Origin of the sequence: Mesorhizobium tamadayense (assembly GCF_003863365.1) — a bacterium.
GTDB classification, from domain to species: domain Bacteria; phylum Pseudomonadota; class Alphaproteobacteria; order Rhizobiales; family Rhizobiaceae; genus Mesorhizobium; species Mesorhizobium tamadayense.
In genome coordinates this window covers 1-16,760 of record NZ_RQXT01000067.1, presented here as the reverse complement: position 1 = coordinate 16,760, position 16,760 = coordinate 1, and the positions used below count along the sequence as shown (strand labels likewise).

General features: G+C 64.3%; 17 protein-coding genes and 1 pseudogene. 16 read left to right on the top strand and 2 right to left on the bottom strand.

Annotated features, from left to right (window positions below):
• Positions 1-2 precede the first annotated feature (2 nt).
• The 6 genes from EH240_RS32760 (at position 3) to EH240_RS32735 (ending at position 5,810) form a co-directional block, all read left to right on the top strand.
• A complete protein-coding gene (locus tag EH240_RS32760; RefSeq protein ID WP_125006314.1) occupies positions 3-398 on the top strand; it encodes an AGROH133_08824 family phage infection protein in 396 nt (131 codons plus the stop codon).
• Between the two features lie 246 nt (positions 399-644).
• The gene (locus EH240_RS32755) at positions 645-1,205 is read left to right on the top strand and encodes a F0F1 ATP synthase subunit delta (protein WP_125006312.1); all 561 of its coding nucleotides are present in this window, start codon (positions 645-647) and stop codon (positions 1,203-1,205) included.
• Positions 1,205-2,734, top strand: coding sequence for a F0F1 ATP synthase subunit alpha (gene atpA / locus EH240_RS32750; protein ID WP_125006310.1), 1,530 nt, complete (start codon positions 1,205-1,207; stop codon positions 2,732-2,734). The genes EH240_RS32755 and atpA overlap by 1 nt, the downstream gene beginning before the upstream one ends.
• Positions 2,735-2,762: 28 nt before the next feature.
• Positions 2,763-3,647 carry a F0F1 ATP synthase subunit gamma gene (locus tag EH240_RS32745; protein ID WP_125006308.1) on the top strand — a complete coding sequence of 295 codons (885 nt, stop codon included), beginning with the start codon at positions 2,763-2,765 and terminating at the stop codon, positions 3,645-3,647.
• A gap of 73 nt (positions 3,648-3,720) precedes the next feature.
• Complete coding sequence (atpD, locus tag EH240_RS32740; protein ID WP_167484272.1) at positions 3,721-5,301, top strand: F0F1 ATP synthase subunit beta; 1,581 nt, start codon at positions 3,721-3,723, stop codon at positions 5,299-5,301.
• Between the two features lie 101 nt (positions 5,302-5,402).
• Entirely contained in the window at positions 5,403-5,810 is a 408-nt protein-coding gene (locus tag EH240_RS32735) for a F0F1 ATP synthase subunit epsilon (RefSeq protein ID WP_125006306.1), read from the top strand.
• A gap of 48 nt (positions 5,811-5,858) precedes the next feature.
• On the opposite strand, the gene EH240_RS32730 is transcribed toward EH240_RS32735, so the two are convergent.
• On the bottom strand, positions 5,859-7,382 hold the full coding sequence (locus EH240_RS32730; RefSeq protein ID WP_125006303.1) for a mannitol dehydrogenase family protein: 1,524 nt from the start codon (positions 7,380-7,382) through the stop codon (positions 5,859-5,861).
• 190 nt (positions 7,383-7,572) lie between these two features.
• Here EH240_RS32730 and uxaC point away from each other — a divergent pair, with 190 nt between their 5' ends.
• From uxaC to EH240_RS32680, 10 genes are all read left to right on the top strand, one after another.
• The gene (gene uxaC, locus EH240_RS32725; RefSeq protein WP_125006301.1) at positions 7,573-8,976 is read left to right on the top strand and encodes a glucuronate isomerase; all 1,404 of its coding nucleotides are present in this window, start codon (positions 7,573-7,575) and stop codon (positions 8,974-8,976) included.
• 33 nt (positions 8,977-9,009) lie between these two features.
• Positions 9,010-9,987, top strand: a complete 978-nt coding sequence (locus tag EH240_RS32720; RefSeq protein ID WP_125006298.1) for a TRAP transporter substrate-binding protein — start codon at positions 9,010-9,012, stop codon at positions 9,985-9,987.
• A 73-nt stretch (positions 9,988-10,060) separates the two neighbouring features.
• The gene (locus EH240_RS32715) at positions 10,061-10,612 is read left to right on the top strand and encodes a TRAP transporter small permease (RefSeq protein ID WP_125006344.1); all 552 of its coding nucleotides are present in this window, start codon (positions 10,061-10,063) and stop codon (positions 10,610-10,612) included.
• Positions 10,613-11,893 (top strand): TRAP transporter large permease, encoded by a 1,281-nt coding sequence (locus EH240_RS32710; protein ID WP_125006296.1) that lies wholly within the window; start codon positions 10,613-10,615, stop codon positions 11,891-11,893. It begins immediately after the preceding gene.
• An 8-nt stretch (positions 11,894-11,901) separates the two neighbouring features.
• Entirely contained in the window at positions 11,902-12,678 is a 777-nt protein-coding gene (locus tag EH240_RS32705; RefSeq protein WP_125006294.1) for a FadR/GntR family transcriptional regulator, read from the top strand.
• A gap of 20 nt (positions 12,679-12,698) precedes the next feature.
• Positions 12,699-13,550, top strand: a complete 852-nt coding sequence (gene kduI / locus EH240_RS32700) for a 5-dehydro-4-deoxy-D-glucuronate isomerase (RefSeq protein ID WP_125006292.1) — start codon at positions 12,699-12,701, stop codon at positions 13,548-13,550.
• Complete coding sequence (gene kduD / locus EH240_RS32695; protein WP_125006290.1) at positions 13,547-14,314, top strand: 2-dehydro-3-deoxy-D-gluconate 5-dehydrogenase KduD; 768 nt, start codon at positions 13,547-13,549, stop codon at positions 14,312-14,314. The genes kduI and kduD overlap by 4 nt, the downstream gene beginning before the upstream one ends.
• A gap of 18 nt (positions 14,315-14,332) precedes the next feature.
• Entirely contained in the window at positions 14,333-14,662 is a 330-nt protein-coding gene (locus EH240_RS32690) for a cupin domain-containing protein (protein WP_125006288.1), read from the top strand.
• A 332-nt stretch (positions 14,663-14,994) separates the two neighbouring features.
• Positions 14,995-15,669 carry a sulfotransferase family protein gene (locus EH240_RS32685; RefSeq protein ID WP_245436622.1) on the top strand — a complete coding sequence of 225 codons (675 nt, stop codon included), beginning with the start codon at positions 14,995-14,997 and terminating at the stop codon, positions 15,667-15,669.
• Positions 15,666-16,625, top strand: a complete 960-nt coding sequence (locus EH240_RS32680) for a glycoside hydrolase family protein (RefSeq protein WP_125006284.1) — start codon at positions 15,666-15,668, stop codon at positions 16,623-16,625. Before EH240_RS32685 ends, EH240_RS32680 begins: the two co-directional genes overlap by 4 nt.
• Positions 16,626-16,651: 26 nt before the next feature.
• Here the strand turns inward: EH240_RS32680 and EH240_RS39425 are convergent.
• Positions 16,652-16,760 (bottom strand): annotated as a pseudogene (locus EH240_RS39425) (LysE family translocator); the annotation flags it as partial.

Sequence of the window (16,760 nt, the reverse complement as noted above, 5' to 3'; positions counted from 1 at the left end):
AGATGGAATTCGCGTTTCCGTGGCCCGCGAGCCAGGGCGAGTGGCTGGCATGGTCGAGCGCTGTCGTGACCTTGCTTATCGGCCTCATTCTGTTCCTGGCGCCGAACCTCGGCTTCCGCATCCTGCGCCTGCAGGTCAAGCCGGAGAAGGCCGCGGCGATCGCCGAGGGGCGTGGCCGCATGTCGGGCTTCTATCTCGGCGTCAGCCTGTGCTGCATCCTGCTCGCGCAGCCACTGCTCTACATGGCGCTCGGCTTCTCCTGGCTGTTCACCGCTTTCGGCCGGCTGCTGTCGATGATGTCGGACGGCGCGAACACACCCTTCAACTGGGCTTCGATCGTGGTCGAGCTGGTGCTGGCGGCCCTGCCGCTGGCCTTCGCCTTCGGCTTCGTGCCGTGAATTCGTGACTAATCCGGCGCTTAGGGTTGGCCTTCGCCACCTGATGCGACAAAAGTGCCTGAAAACCATGCCGGACGATGCATTGCGGTCTCAAAAGGCCTGTGCTAGACGGCAATCGACTTTCGGCCGGGGATAGCGGAAGCCGCGCCTCCGTGCTTGGAAAATTGCAGTAAGGTCAAAGATTTAGCCAGAGTTTTTGCTCGCGCCAACAATCTGCGGCCTGTCAGACAAGAGAAAAGACGGTCCGTGGCCCAATCGTCATCGCCAATCTCAGCTGTCGCAGAACGCTATGCGGGTTCGCTGTTCGAACTCGCGCTGCAGGCGAATTCAGTCGCCAAGGTCGAGGCCGACCTCAACAGTTTTGCAGCGATGCTCGAAGGCAGCGAAGATCTCTTGCGCCTCATCAAGAGCCCGGTATTTTCCAGTGAAGACCAGGCCAAGGCTGTCGCGGCGATCGCCGACAAGGCAGGGATCACGGGCCTCACCGGCAATTTCCTGCGCGTCGTCGCCGGCAACCGCCGCCTGTTCGCCGTGCCCGGCATGATCACGGCATTCCGCCGGATCGCCGCCGATCACCGTGGCGAGACTGCCGCCGAGGTGACCTCGGCGCACGAACTGACGGCTGCCCAGCAAACCGAACTGAAAGCGGCGCTGAAAAGTGTCTCCGGCAAGGATGTGGCAATCACGGTGACCGTCGATCCGTCGCTGCTCGGCGGGCTGGTGGTCAAGATCGGTTCGCGCCAGATCGATACGTCGCTCAAAACCAAACTCAATTCGCTCAAGCTTGCACTGAAAGAGGTCGGCTGATGGACATCCGCGCCGCGGAAATTTCCGCAATTCTGAAAGACCAGATCAAGAATTTCGGCCGGGAGGCCGAGGTCTCCGAAGTCGGTCAGGTTCTGTCCGTTGGTGACGGCATCGCCCGCGTCTACGGCCTCGACAATGTCCAGGCCGGCGAGATGGTCGAATTCCCGGGCGGCATCCGCGGCATGGCGCTCAACCTTGAAGCCGACAATGTCGGCGTCGTCATCTTCGGCAATGATCGCGACATCAAGGAAGGCGACACCGTCAAGCGGACCGGCGCCATCGTCGACACGCCGGTCGGCATGGGCCTGCTCGGCCGCGTCGTCGACGCGCTCGGCAACCCGATCGACGGCAAGGGCCCGATCAAGGCGACCGAACGCAAGCGCGTCGACGTCAAGGCGCCCGGCATCATCCCGCGCAAGTCGGTGAATGAGCCGATGTCGACTGGCCTCAAGGCCATCGACGCACTGATCCCGGTCGGCCGCGGCCAGCGCGAGCTGGTCATCGGTGACCGCCAGACCGGCAAGACCGCGATCATCCTCGACACGATGCTCAACCAGAAATCGGTGCACGACAACGGACCGGAGAAGGAAAAGCTCTACTGCGTCTATGTCGCCGTCGGCCAGAAGCGCTCGACCGTCGCGCAGTTCGCCAAGGTGCTGGAAGAGCGCGGCGCGCTCGACTATTCGATCATCATCGCCGCCACCGCTTCCGATCCGGCGCCTATGCAGTTCCTAGCGCCGTTCACCGCATGCACGATGGGCGAATATTTCCGCGACAACGGCATGCATGCGCTGATCAGCTATGATGATCTGTCGAAGCAGGCCGTCGCCTATCGCCAGATGTCGCTCTTGCTGCGCCGCCCGCCGGGCCGCGAAGCCTATCCGGGCGACGTCTTCTACCTGCATTCGCGCCTTCTGGAGCGCGCGGCCAAGCTCAATGACGACAATGGCGGCGGTTCGCTGACCGCGCTGCCGATCATCGAGACCCAGGCCAACGACGTGTCGGCCTACATCCCGACCAACGTTATTTCGATCACCGACGGCCAGATCTTCCTCGAAACCAATCTGTTCTTCCAGGGCGTCCGCCCGGCGGTCAACGTCGGCCTGTCGGTGTCGCGCGTCGGCTCCTCGGCGCAGATCAAGGCGATGAAGCAGGTCGCCGGCTCGATCAAGGGCGAGCTCGCGCAGTACCGCGAGATGGCGGCCTTCGCGCAGTTCGGTTCGGACCTCGACGCGGCAACCCAGCGCCTGCTCAACCGCGGATCACGCCTGACGGAGCTCCTGAAGCAGCCGCAGTTCTCGCCGCTGAAGGTCGAGGAGCAGGTTGCGGTGATCTTCGCCGGCGTCAACGGCTACCTCGACAAGCTGGCGCTCAACCAGGTCGGCAAATTCGAGCACGGCCTGCTGTCGCACATGCGCTCGGCTGGCAAGGACGTGCTCGACGGCATTCGCAAGGAAAAGGCGCTGTCGGACGATCTGCGTGCCAAGCTGAAGGCCGAGATCGACGCCTTCGCCAAGACCTTTGCTTGAACGAAGCCGGACGGGATCGGTTTGAAGCATGGCTTCGTTAAAAGACCTTCGTAACCGTATCGCCTCGGTCAAGGCGACGCAGAAGATCACCAAGGCGATGCAGATGGTCGCGGCGGCGAAGCTGCGCCGCGCGCAGGAAGCGGCCGAAGCGGCGCGTCCCTATTCCGAGCGGATGGGCGCGGTGCTGGCCAACATCACGCAGGCGATCGGCGGTGGCGGCGATGCCCCGGCGCTGATGACCGGCACCGGCAGGGACGACGTGCATCTGCTGGTCGTCTGCACCGCCGAGCGCGGCCTGTGCGGCGGCTTCAACTCGCAGATCGCCCGTCTCGCCCGCGACCACATCCGCAAACTTCTGGCCGACGGCAAGAAGGTCAAGATCATCTGTGTCGGCAAGAAGGGATTCGACATCCTGCGCCGCGATTACGGATCGCTGATTCTCGAACGCGTCGACTTGCGCGAGGTGAAGACGTTGGGCTTTGCCAATGCCGACGCCATTGCCAGAAAGGTCATCCACCTCTTCAACGAGGGCGGTTTCGACATCTGCACGCTGTTCTATTCGCAATTCAAGTCGGTGATCAGCCAAGTCCCGACGGCACAACAGATCATCCCGGCGGGCGTGGCTTCCGCTGCCGCAGAGGCGACTGCCGGCGGCAATGCGGTCTATGAATACGAGCCGGAGCCTGGTGAAATCCTCTCCGACCTCATTCCGCGCAACATCTCCGTGCAGCTCTTCCGCGCGCTGCTCGAAAATGCAGCAGGCGAGATGGGCGCCAAGATGAGCGCCATGGACAATGCGACGCGCAACGCCGGGGACATGATCAACAAGCTGTCGATCACCTACAACCGCCAGCGGCAGGCGCAGATCACCAAGGAATTGATCGAAATCATTTCGGGCGCCGAGGCGCTCTAGACGCGGTCCCCAGAAGGTCGCCGACCTTCGAGCGGATCGCGTGGGAAACAAAGAGACGAAAAGGGTAAAGACGATGGCGAAAGCAGCGACCCCCCAGAAGGCGGCCCCGAAGACCGCCGCCAAGGCGGCACCGGCAAAGGCTCCGGCAGCAGCGGCGAAGGCCGCTCCGGCCAAGAAGGCGGGGGCACCCGTCAAGGCCGCCGCAGCCAAGGCGCCGACTGCTGCCGTCAAGAGAGTGGGCGCGGCCGGCAAGGTTCGCCAGGTCATCGGCGCCGTTGTCGACGTGCAGTTCGGCGATCATTTGCCGGCGATCCTGAACGCGCTGGAGACGATCAACGTCGGCAACCGCCTGGTGCTCGAGGTCGCCCAGCATCTCGGCGAGAACACCGTGCGCTGCATCGCCATGGACTCCACCGAAGGTCTGGTCCGCGGCCAGGAGGTCTTTGACACCGGCGCGCCGATCACCGTGCCGGTCGGCCCCGGCATGCTCGGCCGCATCATCAACGTCATCGGCGAGCCGGTCGACGAGGAAGGCCCGGTCGACGGCATCGAGATGCGCGCCATCCACCAGCCGGCGCCGACATATGTCGAGCAGTCGACGGAAGCGCAGATCCTGGTCACCGGCATCAAGGTGCTCGACCTGCTCGCGCCTTATGCCCGCGGCGGCAAGATCGGCCTGTTCGGCGGCGCCGGCGTCGGCAAGACCGTGCTGATCCAGGAGTTGATCAACAATGTCGCCAAGGCCCATGGCGGCTTCTCGGTGTTCGCCGGCGTCGGCGAGCGCACCCGCGAAGGCAACGATCTCTATCACGAGTTCATCGAGTCGGGCGTCAACAAGAAGGGCGGCGGCCAAGGCTCCAAGGCCGCGCTGGTCTATGGCCAGATGAACGAGCCGCCGGGCGCGCGCGCCCGCGTCGGCCTGACCGGCCTGACAGTCGCCGAATATTTCCGCGACCAAGGCCAGGACGTGCTGTTCTTCGTCGACAACATCTTCCGCTTCACCCAGGCGGGTTCGGAAGTGTCGGCGCTGCTCGGCCGTATTCCTTCGGCCGTGGGCTACCAGCCGACGCTGGCCACGGACATGGGCGCGCTGCAGGAACGCATCACGACGACGACCAAGGGCTCGATCACCTCGGTGCAGGCCATCTACGTTCCGGCCGACGACTTGACCGACCCGGCGCCGGCGACCTCGTTCGCCCACCTCGACGCCACCACCGTGCTCAACCGCGCGATCTCGGAAAAGGGCATCTACCCGGCCGTCGATCCGCTCGATTCGACCTCGCGCATGCTCGACCCGATGGTCGTTGGGGAGGAGCACTACCAGGTGGCGCGCCAGGTGCAGTCGATCCTGCAGCGCTACAAGTCGCTGCAGGACATCATCGCCATCCTGGGCATGGACGAGCTGTCGGAAGAGGACAAGCAGACGGTGGCCCGCGCTCGCAAGATCGAGCGCTTCCTGTCGCAGCCGTTCTTCGTCGCCGAAGTGTTCACCGGCGCGCCGGGCAAGCTGGTCGACCTCGCCGATACCATCAAGGGCTTCAAGGGGCTCTGCAACGGCGACTACGACCACCTGCCGGAGGCGGCCTTCTACATGGTCGGCGGCATCGAGGAAGCGGTCGAGAAGGCGCAGCGCCTGGCGGCCGAAGCGGCGTAAAGAAGCGAATAGCGAATAGGGAGTAGCGATAGGGAAATACGAGGTGGCGAGTTTGTTCTTACTGCTCGCTACTCGCTATTCCCTACTCGCTAATTTTGATCATGGCTGAAGCTTTCAAGTTCGAACTGGTCTCGCCGGAGCGGCTGCTCGTTTCCGAGCAGGTCGAGTCCGTCGTCATCCCGGGCGCCGAAGGCGAGATGACCGTGATGGCGCAGCACGCGCCGGTCATGACCACGATCAAGCCGGGCGTCGTCACGTTGAAGACCGTCGGCGGCAAGGAAGAACGCTACGTCGTGTTCGGCGGCTTTGCCGACATCCTGCCTTCCGGCTGCACGCTGCTTGCCGAATCGGCGGTGGCCGTCGGCGACATCGACCGCGCCGACCTCGCCCGCCGCATCCAGGAAGCCAGGGAAGACGCCGCCGACGCCAAGGACGACGAAACCCGCAGCAAGGCCGAGCAGTTCCTCAGCCAGCTCACCACGCTGGAAGCCGCGCTGCTGTCCGCCTGACGGCCGCTCCTGGTCAGAAGGGCGCTGGCCGGCAAATAGGCGCGCGCATTATCGGCTGTCTATGCCGAGCGCGGCGAATGCCAGCACCGGACCCTCCCGCCGCAAGTGGACGAGATGCACGGCCACGAGTTCGATCAACGTCTGGCGTTCGGCATGATCCTTGGCGAAGCCGGCCAGCTCAAACACCGCCGTCACCGTTTCATTCGCCGGCGGTTGCTGGCCCAAAAGCGTGGTCAACGCCGCATCGAGCGGATCGGTGAAATGGCCCTCGGGCAGGGTCTTCCCCCGCGCCGCGCAGGCAGCAATCCAGGCGGCCACCACCAGTGTCAGATGGACCAGCTCGGTGCCGGCTTCCAGGCACTCCAGGGCTGACGCAATGATGCGCTGCGGCAGCTTCTGGCTGCCGTCATTGGCGATCTGCGCCGCACGGTGGGCGAGCGCCGTGTTCGAAAACCGTTCGCCGAGCTCGGCCGTGTAGGCGGTCGTGTCGAGCCCGGCGTCCTGCGGCAGAGTCGGGATGGCCTCGGCCCACAACGCATCGACGAATTGCCGGATCGCCGGATCGGCAAACGCGCGATCGACGGTGGCGTGGCCGCTGAGCAGGCCGAGATAGGCGATGCCCGAATGGGCGCCGTTGAGCAGCCTCAGCTTCATGTCCTCGAATGGCCGCACGTCCTCGACCATGGTGACGCCGAATCTTTCCCAGGCCGGCCGCCCGGTCGGGAAACGATCCTCGATCACCCATTGGCGGAAGGGCTCGGTCATGACCGGCCAGGCATCATCGAGGCCGAGTTCGTTGGCAATGCGGGCGCGGTCGGCATCGGTGGTCGCCGGCACGATGCGGTCGACCATGCTCGACGGGAAGGCCACTTCGTGGGCTATGTGATGCGCAAGGTCGGCATCGCCCTGTCGGGCGAGATCGGCATCGCCCTGCCGGGCGAGCCGTACATCCCGTAGCTTCGCGAATTCGACCAGCAGCCGGTGCAGCGTGGCGCCGTTGGCCGGCAGGTTGTCGCAGCAGAGCACGGTGAAGGGCGGCGTGCCGGCGGCGCGGCGGCGCGCTAGGGCCTCGGCCAGGAAACCTTGCGCCGTCTTTGGCGACCCGGGGTTCGCCAGATCGTGGACAATATCGGGATGGGCCTCGTCCAGTGTGCCGTCGGCGGCTCGAAGATATGCTTTTTCGGTGATGGTCAGCGTGACGATGCGGATGCGCGGGGCGGTCAGCGCGGCGAGCACCGCGCTGGGATCTTCCGGCGCCACCAGCAACGACAGGATCGAGCCGACGACCTGCAGCTGCTCGCCGGCGCTGTCCCTGACTGCCAGCGCGTAGAGCCCGTCCTGCGGCGACAGCGCGTCGCGCGTGTCGGGGCTGCGCAGCGAGACGCCGACGATGCCCCAGTCCGCCTCGCCGTCCGCCAGGCAGGCGTCGACATAGGCCGCCTGGTGAGCGCGGTGGAAGGCGCCGACGCCGAGATGGACGATGCCGGGCGCGACAGTGCCGCGGTCGTAGCGCGGCGTGGCAATTGCGTCCGGCAGTTTCGCGATCGTGGCGTTCGAAAGGCGGCTGGTCATGGCGTTTGAAGGTCTCCGATCGGCGCATCCTGCCGCTCGCCGGGCACGGATGGCGGCAGCGGCGTAGCACCCGCCGCTGCCTCATACAATGGCCGCAGCTTATGCAAAAGTCATCATACAACTGGATAATTTTTGTATGTTGACATTATCTCAAGCCGATCTACCAATAAGCCAGCCTGGGAGGAGATAAGTGGCTGGACTGACCGATCCGGACCTGCTGTTCGCGCCGGAAACGCGAACGCTGGCTCGCGCCCTTTACGCAGGGGTGAAGGACCTGCCGATCGTCAGTCCGCACGGTCACACGGACCCGCGCTGGTATGCGCTCAACGAGCCGTTTCCCGATCCGGCGCAATTGCTGATCGTGCCGGACCATTACATTTTCCGCATGCTGTTCAGCCAGGGCGTACGGCTGGAAGAGCTTGGCGTGCCGACGCTCGAGTGGGCGCCGGTCGAGACCGACGGCAGAACGATCTGGCGACGCTTCGCCGAGCATTATTATCTCTTCCGCAGCACGCCGACCAGGCTCTGGCTCGACCATGTGCTGGAGCATCTGTTCGGCATCGATGAGCCGCTCGATGCGAGCACGGCCGATCGCCACTACGACATGATCGCGGCGCTGCTCAGCCGAGACGACTATCGCCCGCGGGCACTGTTCGAGCGCTTCAACATCGAGGTGATCGCCACCACCGAAGGGGCACTCGACGACCTCAAATGGCACCGGATGATCCGTGACAGCGGCTGGCATGGACGCGTCGTCACCGCCTACCGGCCAGACGCTGTGGTCGATCCCGACTTCGAAGGGTTCTTGGCCAATCTCGACCGGTTGGGCGAGATCACCGGCTGCGACACCGGCAGTTGGGCCGGCTATCTCGAAGCGCATCGCCGGCGCCGCGCGTATTTCAAGGAATTCGGCGCGACCTCGTCCGATCACGGCCATCCGACCGCCGAAACCGCCAATCTTTCCGGCGCTGCGGCGGAAGAGCTGTTCAACCGCATCCGCCGCGGCTCGGAGGACGAGCGCGAGCGAAAACTGTTCCGCGCCCAGATGCTGACCGAGATGGCCAAGATGAGCCTGGACGATCGCCTAGTGCTGCAGATCCATCCTGGATCATGGCGCAATCATTCGCCGGCTATTTTCCAGAAGTTCGGCCGCGACAAAGGCTTCGATATCCCGACCAGGACCGACTATGTGGCGGCGCTGAAGCCGCTGCTCGACTGCGTCGGGCTGGAGCGTGACCTGACAGTCATCCTGTTCACGCTCGACGAGACGAGTTACGCGCGCGAGCTGGCGCCGCTCGCCGGCGTCTATCCGGCGCTCAGGCTCGGGCCGGCCTGGTGGTTCCACGACAGCCCGGAAGGCATGCGCCGCTTCCGCGAGATGACCACCGAGACGGCTGGCTTCTACAACACCGTCGGCTTCAACGACGACACGCGCGCCTTTCCGTCGATCCCCGCGCGCCACGACGTCGCGCGCCGCGTCGATTGCGCGTTCCTGGCGCGGCTGGTGGCCGAACATCGGTTGCGCGAGGAAGAAGCGCATGAGCTGGCGGGCGAGCTTGCCTATACGCTTGCCAAGAGGGCGTACCGGCTCTGAGCCGCGCCTCATGATCTAAAAAGGGAGGAAGTCATGTTGCATTTTTCGAAATTGCTGGCCGCCACGTTTGCCTTCGGCTCGCTGCTGATCGGCACTGCCAATGCCGAAACCGTTTTGCGCTCGGCCGACACCCACCCCGACGGTTATCCGACGGTGGAGGCGGTGAAATACATGGGCGTGCTGATCAAGAAGCGAACCAATGGCCGCTATTCGATCGAGGTGTATCATTCGGCGCAGCTCGGTGAGGAGAAGGACACGATCGAGCAGACGCAGACCGGCGTCATCGACCTCAACCGCGTCTCGATGGGACCGTTCAACGGCATCGTGCCGGAAACCGCGGTGCCGTCGCTGCCCTATATGTTCCGCTCCGTCGAACAGATGCGCCATGTCATGGACGGGCCGGTCGGCGATCAGATCCTGAAGGCGTTCGAGGCGCATGACCTTGTCGGCCTCGCCTTCTACGATTCCGGCGCGCGCTCCTTCTACAACACCAAGAAGGACATCGCCTCGATCGCCGATCTCAAGGGCATGAAATTCCGCGTCATCCAGTCGGACGTGTTCGTCGATATGGTCAACGCGCTTGGCGCCAACGCCACGCCGATGGCCTATGGCGAGGTCTATTCGGCGCTCGAAACCGGCGTCATCGACGGCGCCGAGAACAACTGGCCGAGCTTCGAGTCCGCCAAGCACTACGAGGTCGCCAAGCACTATACGCTCGACCAGCACCAGATCGTGCCGGAAGTGCTGGTGATGTCGAAGGCGAGCTGGGACAAGCTGTCGCCTGAAGATCAGGCGATCGTCAGGCAGGCGGCCAAGGACAGCGTCGTCAAGATGCGCGAATTGTGGGACGCGCAGGAGAAGAAGTCGCGCGAAATCGTCGAGAAGGCCGGCGTCAAGGTCAGCGAGATCGACAAGCAGCCGCTGATCGACGCGATGAAGCCGGTCTATGACAAATATCTGTCGACGCCCGAGCTGAAGGATCTCGCCGCACGCATCCAGGCGACCAAGTAAAGCTGGTTGCGGGTGGGCCGTGCCCCGCTTCCTTTTGACAGGCTGGCTATCGGAGGATCAGATGGCGATGGGAATGACAAGGAGCGGGGCGCCGCCACGGATCAGCGCCGTCCTTTCGAGGATCTGCGACGGCGCGCTTTATCTGGCCGGCTTTGGGCTGGTGACGATGACCGTGCTCGTTGCCTATCAGGTGTTCTTCCGCTTCGTGCTCAATTCGTCGCCGAGCTGGACCGAGACCAGCGCCATCATGCTGATGAACTGGTTCATCTTCCTGGGTGCCGCGGTCGGCGTGCGCGAAAACTACCATATGGGTTTCGACGTGCTGCTCTATGTCCTGCCGAAAGGCAGCAAGGGCGTGCTGCGCACGCTTTCCGACCTGATCGTGCTTGGCTTCGGCTTCGGTATGGTCTGGTACGGCTGCAAGCTGGTCGGCCTGACCTGGCACACCATCATTCCGGCACTCGAATTGCCCGGTGGCTTCGATTACCTGCCGCTGGTTTGCGGCGGCGTGCTGATCTGCCTGTTCTCGGCGGAACGCATCGCGCTGCGCTGGTCGGGCGTGGACATCGACAAGGATATCAATCTCGAAGACGTGCCGGAGATGCCGGTGGTCCAGGAGGCCTAGATGGAACTCTGGATCCTGTTCGGCGTCTTCACGCTGTTGATGTTTGCCGGCACACCGATCGCGTTCTGCCTGGGCGCGGCTTCCTTCGCCACGGTGCTTTATCTCGGCCTGCCGCCATTGGTGGTGTTCCAGCAGATGAAATCGGGGATGAGCGCGTTCTCGCTGATGGCGATCCCGTTCTTCATCTATGCCGGCGACTTGATGGTGCGCGGCGGCATCGCGCAGCGCATCGTTGCCTTTGCCGGCTCACTGGTCGGTCATGTCAGGGGCGGGCTCGGCCAGGTCAACATCATCGCCGGCACGCTGTTCGGCGGCATTTCCGGTTCGGCGGTGGCGGAGGCCGCGGCGGTCGGCGGATTGATGATCCCGCAGATGAAGGAACGCGGCTACGGCGCCGACTACGCCGTCAACGTCACCTCGATGGCGGCGCTGATCGCGCTGCTTTTGCCGCCGTCGCAGAACATGATCATCTATTCAATCGCCGGTGGCGGCAAGATCTCGATCGCCGACCTGTTCACCGCCGGTATCCTGCCGGGCCTTTTGTTCGCGGCGTCGCTGATGGTCACGGCCTATTTCGTCGCCCGCAGCCGCGGCTATCCGATCGAGCAGTTCCCCGGCTTCTCGCGCGTCGGCCAATTGGCGCTCATCGCCATTCCCGGACTGCTGCTCGTCGGTATCATCTTCGGCGGCGTCCGCTCGGGCATTTTCACGGCGACGGAAAGCTCCTGCATCGCCATTCTCTATGCCTTGCTGGTCACCGTCTTCGTCTATCGCTCGATGGGCTGGAGCGATTTCGTCCACGCCACCAAGGGCGCCGTGCGCACCACCTCGATGGTGCTCTTGATCATCGGCACGGCGGCCTCGTTCAGCTGGCTGATGGCCTATCTCAAAGTGCCGGTGCTGCTGATTGCCGGCATGAACGCCATCTCCACCGATCCGCTGGTCGTGCTCCTGCTGCTCAACGTCCTGATGTTGCTTCTCGGCACCTTCATGGATATGGGGCCGATGATCATCATCTGCACGCCGATCTTCCTGCCGCTGGTCACGCATTATGGTGTCGACCCCGTGCATTTCGGCGTCATCACCATCCTCAATCTCGGCATCGGGCTGAACACGCCGCCTGTCGGCACCGTGCAGTTCGTCGCCTGCGCGGTGGGCAAGATCACGGTGTGGGAGGCGATGCGCTCGATCTGGCCGTTCTACGGCGCAGGTATCGTGGTCCTAGGGCTGGTGACTTATATTCCGGCGATCTCGCTCTGGTTGCCGAGCGTGTTCAAATAGGGGGCGACATGGCATCGAATACCGCAACCGACCTCAGGGTCGAGAGAAAACCCAAACTGTCGGAAACCGTCGTCGCGGCGATCCGCAAGCAGCTTCTGGCGGGCGAGATTCCCCCCGGGCACAAGCTGCCGACCGAGGGCCAGCTGACCGAGACTTTCGGCGTCAGCCGCACCGTCATTCGCGAGGCGCTGGCCAAGCTTGCCGCGGACGGCCTTGTCGAGCCGCGCCAGGGCGCCGGCGTCTTCGTCACCGAGCACATCTCCACCACCCTCGGCGTGCTCGCAGCCGACATGGGCGCCAAGGATTCGATCGCGCTCAACGTGCTCGAGGTGCGGCTGGCGATCGAGATCGAATCGGCAGGCCTTGCCGCCATCCGCCGCAACGCGGCGCAGGAGGCGGCGATCCAGGAGGCCTTCTTCGAGTTCGAGCGGCTCCTGCTCGACAGCCAGCCGACCGGCCCGGCCGATCTCGCCTTCCACCGGGCGATCGCCAGCGCCACCAACAACCCGTTCTATGTCGAGATGCTGGACGTGCTCGGCCGCCGTGCGATTCCCTGCGACGTCACCTCGCCCTGGTCGACCGAGCTCGTCCAGTCCGACGAATACCAGCGCGGCCTGCAACGTGAGCACCTGGTGATCCTCAACGCGATCTCGGCGGGCGACGCCAATGCCGCCCGCGAGGCGATGCGGGCGCATCTCACCGCCAGCCAACAGCGCTACCGCGAGCGCCTGCAGGCAAGGCAGGCCTATTACGCAAAGTCGGTGGCGGCCGCATCGACCGGATGATCATTCGAGCAAGGGCAGAAATGGACCAGAAATACACCAAATTTTCTTCGCGCTTCGCCATCGACCCCATTGCTGCGGCAGCGATGGGAACCGGCGAGCTGCGGCACAATTTCCACCTCGAAGCTCTGTTCCAGCCCGGCCTCGTCAGCCTCACCTACACGCATTACGACCGCATGATCGTCGGCGGCGCCATGCCGGTCGATGCCGCCCTGCCGCTGGAAGCGATCAAGCCGACAGGTACCAAGGCGTTCCTCGACCGCCGCGAGCTGATCGCCGTCAATATCGGCGGCGCCGGCACCGTGACGGCCGACGGCCTGCCCCATGAGATGGCGGCGCGCGACATGGTCTATCTCGGCATGGGCACGCAGCAGGTGTCGTTCGCCTCGGCCGATCCAGACAAGCCGGCCAAGTTCTATCTGCTTAGCGCGCCGGCGCATCAGACCTATCCGAGCCAGCTGATCCGCATCGGCGACGCTAGGCGGCTCGACCTCGGCAGCCAGGCGACCAGCAATGAGCGCTCGATCTTCCAGTTCATCCACGCCGACGGCGTGAAGACCTGCCAGCTCGTCGTCGGCATGACGCAGCTCGCGCCGGGCTCGGTGTGGAACACCATGCCTTGCCATGTGCATGACCGGCGCATGGAGGCCTATCTCTATTTCGACCTGGCCGACGGCGCGCGGGTCTTCCATTTCATGGGCGAGCCGGACGAGACGCGCCACATCGTCATGCGCAACGAGGAGGCGGTGCTGTCGCCGGGCTGGTCGATCCATTCCGGCGCCGGCACCTCCAGCTACGCCTTCATCTGGGCCATGGCCGGCGACAATATCGACTATACCGACGTCGACCTGGTGACGATGGATCAGCTCAGATGAGCGACCTTTCCGTCTTCAGCCTTGCCGGCAAACGCATTCTTGTCACCGGCGCCAACACCGGCATCGGCCAGGGCATCGCCGTGTCGGTCGCGCGCGCCGGCGGCGCCGTCATCGGCGTCGGCCGTTCGGCGATGGACGACACGGCGGAAAAAGTCGCGGCCGTGGGGGGACGGTTCGAAGCGGTGGCCGCCGATCTCGGCGATCCCGCCAAGGCCGTCGCCATGCTCGACCGCGTCTGGGGCGAAAGCGGACCGCTCGACGGCCTGGTCAACAATGCCGGCATCATTCGGCGCGCCGACGCCGTCGACCTGACCGAGGCCGATTGGGACGACGTGATGGACATCAATTTGAAGACGGTTTTTCGCCTGTGCCAGAGTTTTTCCAGGCGCGTGCTGGCGGAGCCCGGGCGGCGCGGCAAGATCGTCAACATCGCCTCGGTGCTGAGCTTCCAGGGCGGCATCCGCGTCGCTTCCTACACGGCCTCGAAGCACGGCGTGCTCGGCCTCACGCGGCTGCTTGCGTGCGAATGGGCGTCGAAGGGCATCAACGTCAACGGCATCGCGCCGGGCTATATCGAGACCAACAACACCGAAGCCTTGCGCGCCGATCCCGACCGCAGCGCCGCCATCCTCGGGCGCATTCCCGCGGCGCGCTGGGGCAGGCCCGACGATATCGGTGACGCGGCGGTGTTCCTGCTCGCGCCGGCATCGGACTACATGCATGGCGCGGTGATGCCGGTCGACGGCGGCTGGCTGGCGCGGTGATATTTCCGGAAGCTCGCGATGACCGTTTTCTTTTCCCATGTGGGCGACAAGGTCTGGGAGCCGACGCCGGACGGCAACCGGCGGCGCGTGCTGGTGCACACGGACGAGCTGATGATGGTCGAGTTCGCCTTCGACAAGGGCGGCGTCGGCGCGCTGCATTCGCATCCGCATGTGCAGGCAAGCTATGTCGCCGAGGGCCGCTTCGAAGTCACCATCGACGGCCGGTCGGAAATCCTCGAAGCAGGCAGCAGCTTCATCGTGCCGTCCAATCTGGTGCACGGCGTCAAGGCGCTGGAAGCGGGACGGCTGGTCGACAGCTTTGCGCCCCATCGAGCCGACTTTCTCTAGCAACAATTCGTTGCCCAAAGGAAAACCCGCGCCGTGAGGCGCGGGTTTGTTGCCTGGGCGCCCGTGGCGCCGCCGCGGTACTCAAAACATCGCCGCAGGACTGTGACGGTGCCGCAACATGATGAAGATAGGTTTAACGAAGAAGACTGGAACTCTGCCGGCATATCGGCCAAAGAGACGGCGAGCCGCAGGTCGTCGTTCGGTCACGGATGGCGGCTTTGGCAGCGGATGAACCAAGCCGGCCGGAGAGAAAGTCGGAAATGGACGTCGTACGAAAATCAGAACAGTTTTTGCGCGAGGCCGCCAGGCGACCGATCAGAGAGATCCGGCGCTTGGCACTGGATATGAAGCGGCTGTGGCGGCTTTGGGTAAAGGCGGACACGGCGCGCTACAACAAGATATTCATCGCCGGCTGCGCGCGCAGCGGAACGACGCTGACACAGCGTCTGATGGGATGCTTCGAAGACACTTTCGTCCATCGAGCCGAAGCGAAATATACCCAGCTGGATATGCTGGACCGCCCGGAAGCCAACCTTGTCGTCAAGCGCGCCGAGCGCAGTCATGCGCATCTGGCGAGATTGCCTGCCGCGATTGGCCTGATCTATTGCGTCCGCCATCCTTTCGATGTGCTCACCAGCTCGCATCCGGAAAGCAGGGCGGAGCGCCGGTTCCATGTCACGTCCGAACGCTGGGTGGCGGAATACGAGGCCTTGCTGCGGCTGAGAAAGGCGCAGCCGAACCGCGCGATCGTCTATGTGCGCTATGAGGACATGATCGCTCGGCCGGACGAGGTTCAGGAGCGGATCGCGCGAGCATTCGACCTCAGGCCGCTTATCCGCTTCAGCGAGGATGCCGGCAATCCGATACGGGCAACCTCGCTTAAGAAGTGGGAACGGAACGAGGAATACCGCGCCTATATCACAGGCCTGCTGCCGGCGTTCCTCGCCCGGCTGAGAGGCTTCTGTGACGAATTCGGCTACGACATGCCGGAGTGGGCAAGCGCATGACGTCGACGTTCGGTCTTTCCGCCGAACGGCACGGCCCGCTGATCACGCCCGACATGCTCCCGGGCGACGAGGGGGCCAGCATAAACGGCCCATCGCTGGTCAGGATGCCGGCCTGGGCGGCCGGCCGGCTCGGAACGTATCACTTCTATTTCGCGCATCACAACGGCACCTACATCCGCCTTGCCTATTCGGATAGGCTGCAAGGCCCTTGGCGGATCCACCCGGGTGGGGTGCTTTCGCTTGGCGAATGTCCTTTTCTCAGGAACCACATCGCCTCTCCCGACGTGCATGTCGACCAGCAGACCAGGCGCATCGTCATGTATTTTCACGGCCCGGAGCTGCGTGGCCGCGAGCAGACGACCTTTGCGGCGACGTCGGTCGACGGCCTTCATTTCAACCCCAGCCCCCGGGCGCTCGGGCCGTTCTATGCGCGGATCTTTCGCCACGACGGCTGGTGGTATGGGCTTTTCGGCACAGGCAATATCAGGCTACGCCGTTCGATCGACGGTCTTTCCGGTTTCGAGGAAGGGCCGATCGTGCTGGCGGGCTCGCGCTGGGTTCGGCCAAGGCATGTGGCCGTGCAGAAAATCGGAGGCTCGCTGATCGTCTATTACACATGCAAGGGCGACGCGCCCGAGCGCGTGATTTACGGCAGCATCGACCTTTCCAGGGACTGGCGGCGCTGGGTCGTGCGCGGCAGAACCGAATTGCTGAGGCCAGGCACCGACTATGAGGGCGCCGGCCTGCCGGTTCGCCGCAGCCGGGCGGGCGTGGCAAGAAGCAAGGAGAACGGGCTGCGCGATCCCGCGATTTTCGAGGAGGATGGACGGACCTGGCTGCTCTACGCCATCGCCGGCGAAAGCGGCATCGCGCTGGCCGAAATCCGGCCCGGCAAGCCCAGGGCTGGGGGCTTGCGAGGATCGATTGCGGACCTATGGCGCCGGCTCGGGGCCTAACGCGCCCTCACTTGGCGAGCTCGGGCTCAGCGTTGTTGCAGCGCCAACCGTATCCCGAGGGCGCAATAGATGCCGCCGACCACCTTGCCCTGCCATTTCAGCACGGCCGGGTTGCGGCGCAGGAAGGAGCCTAGA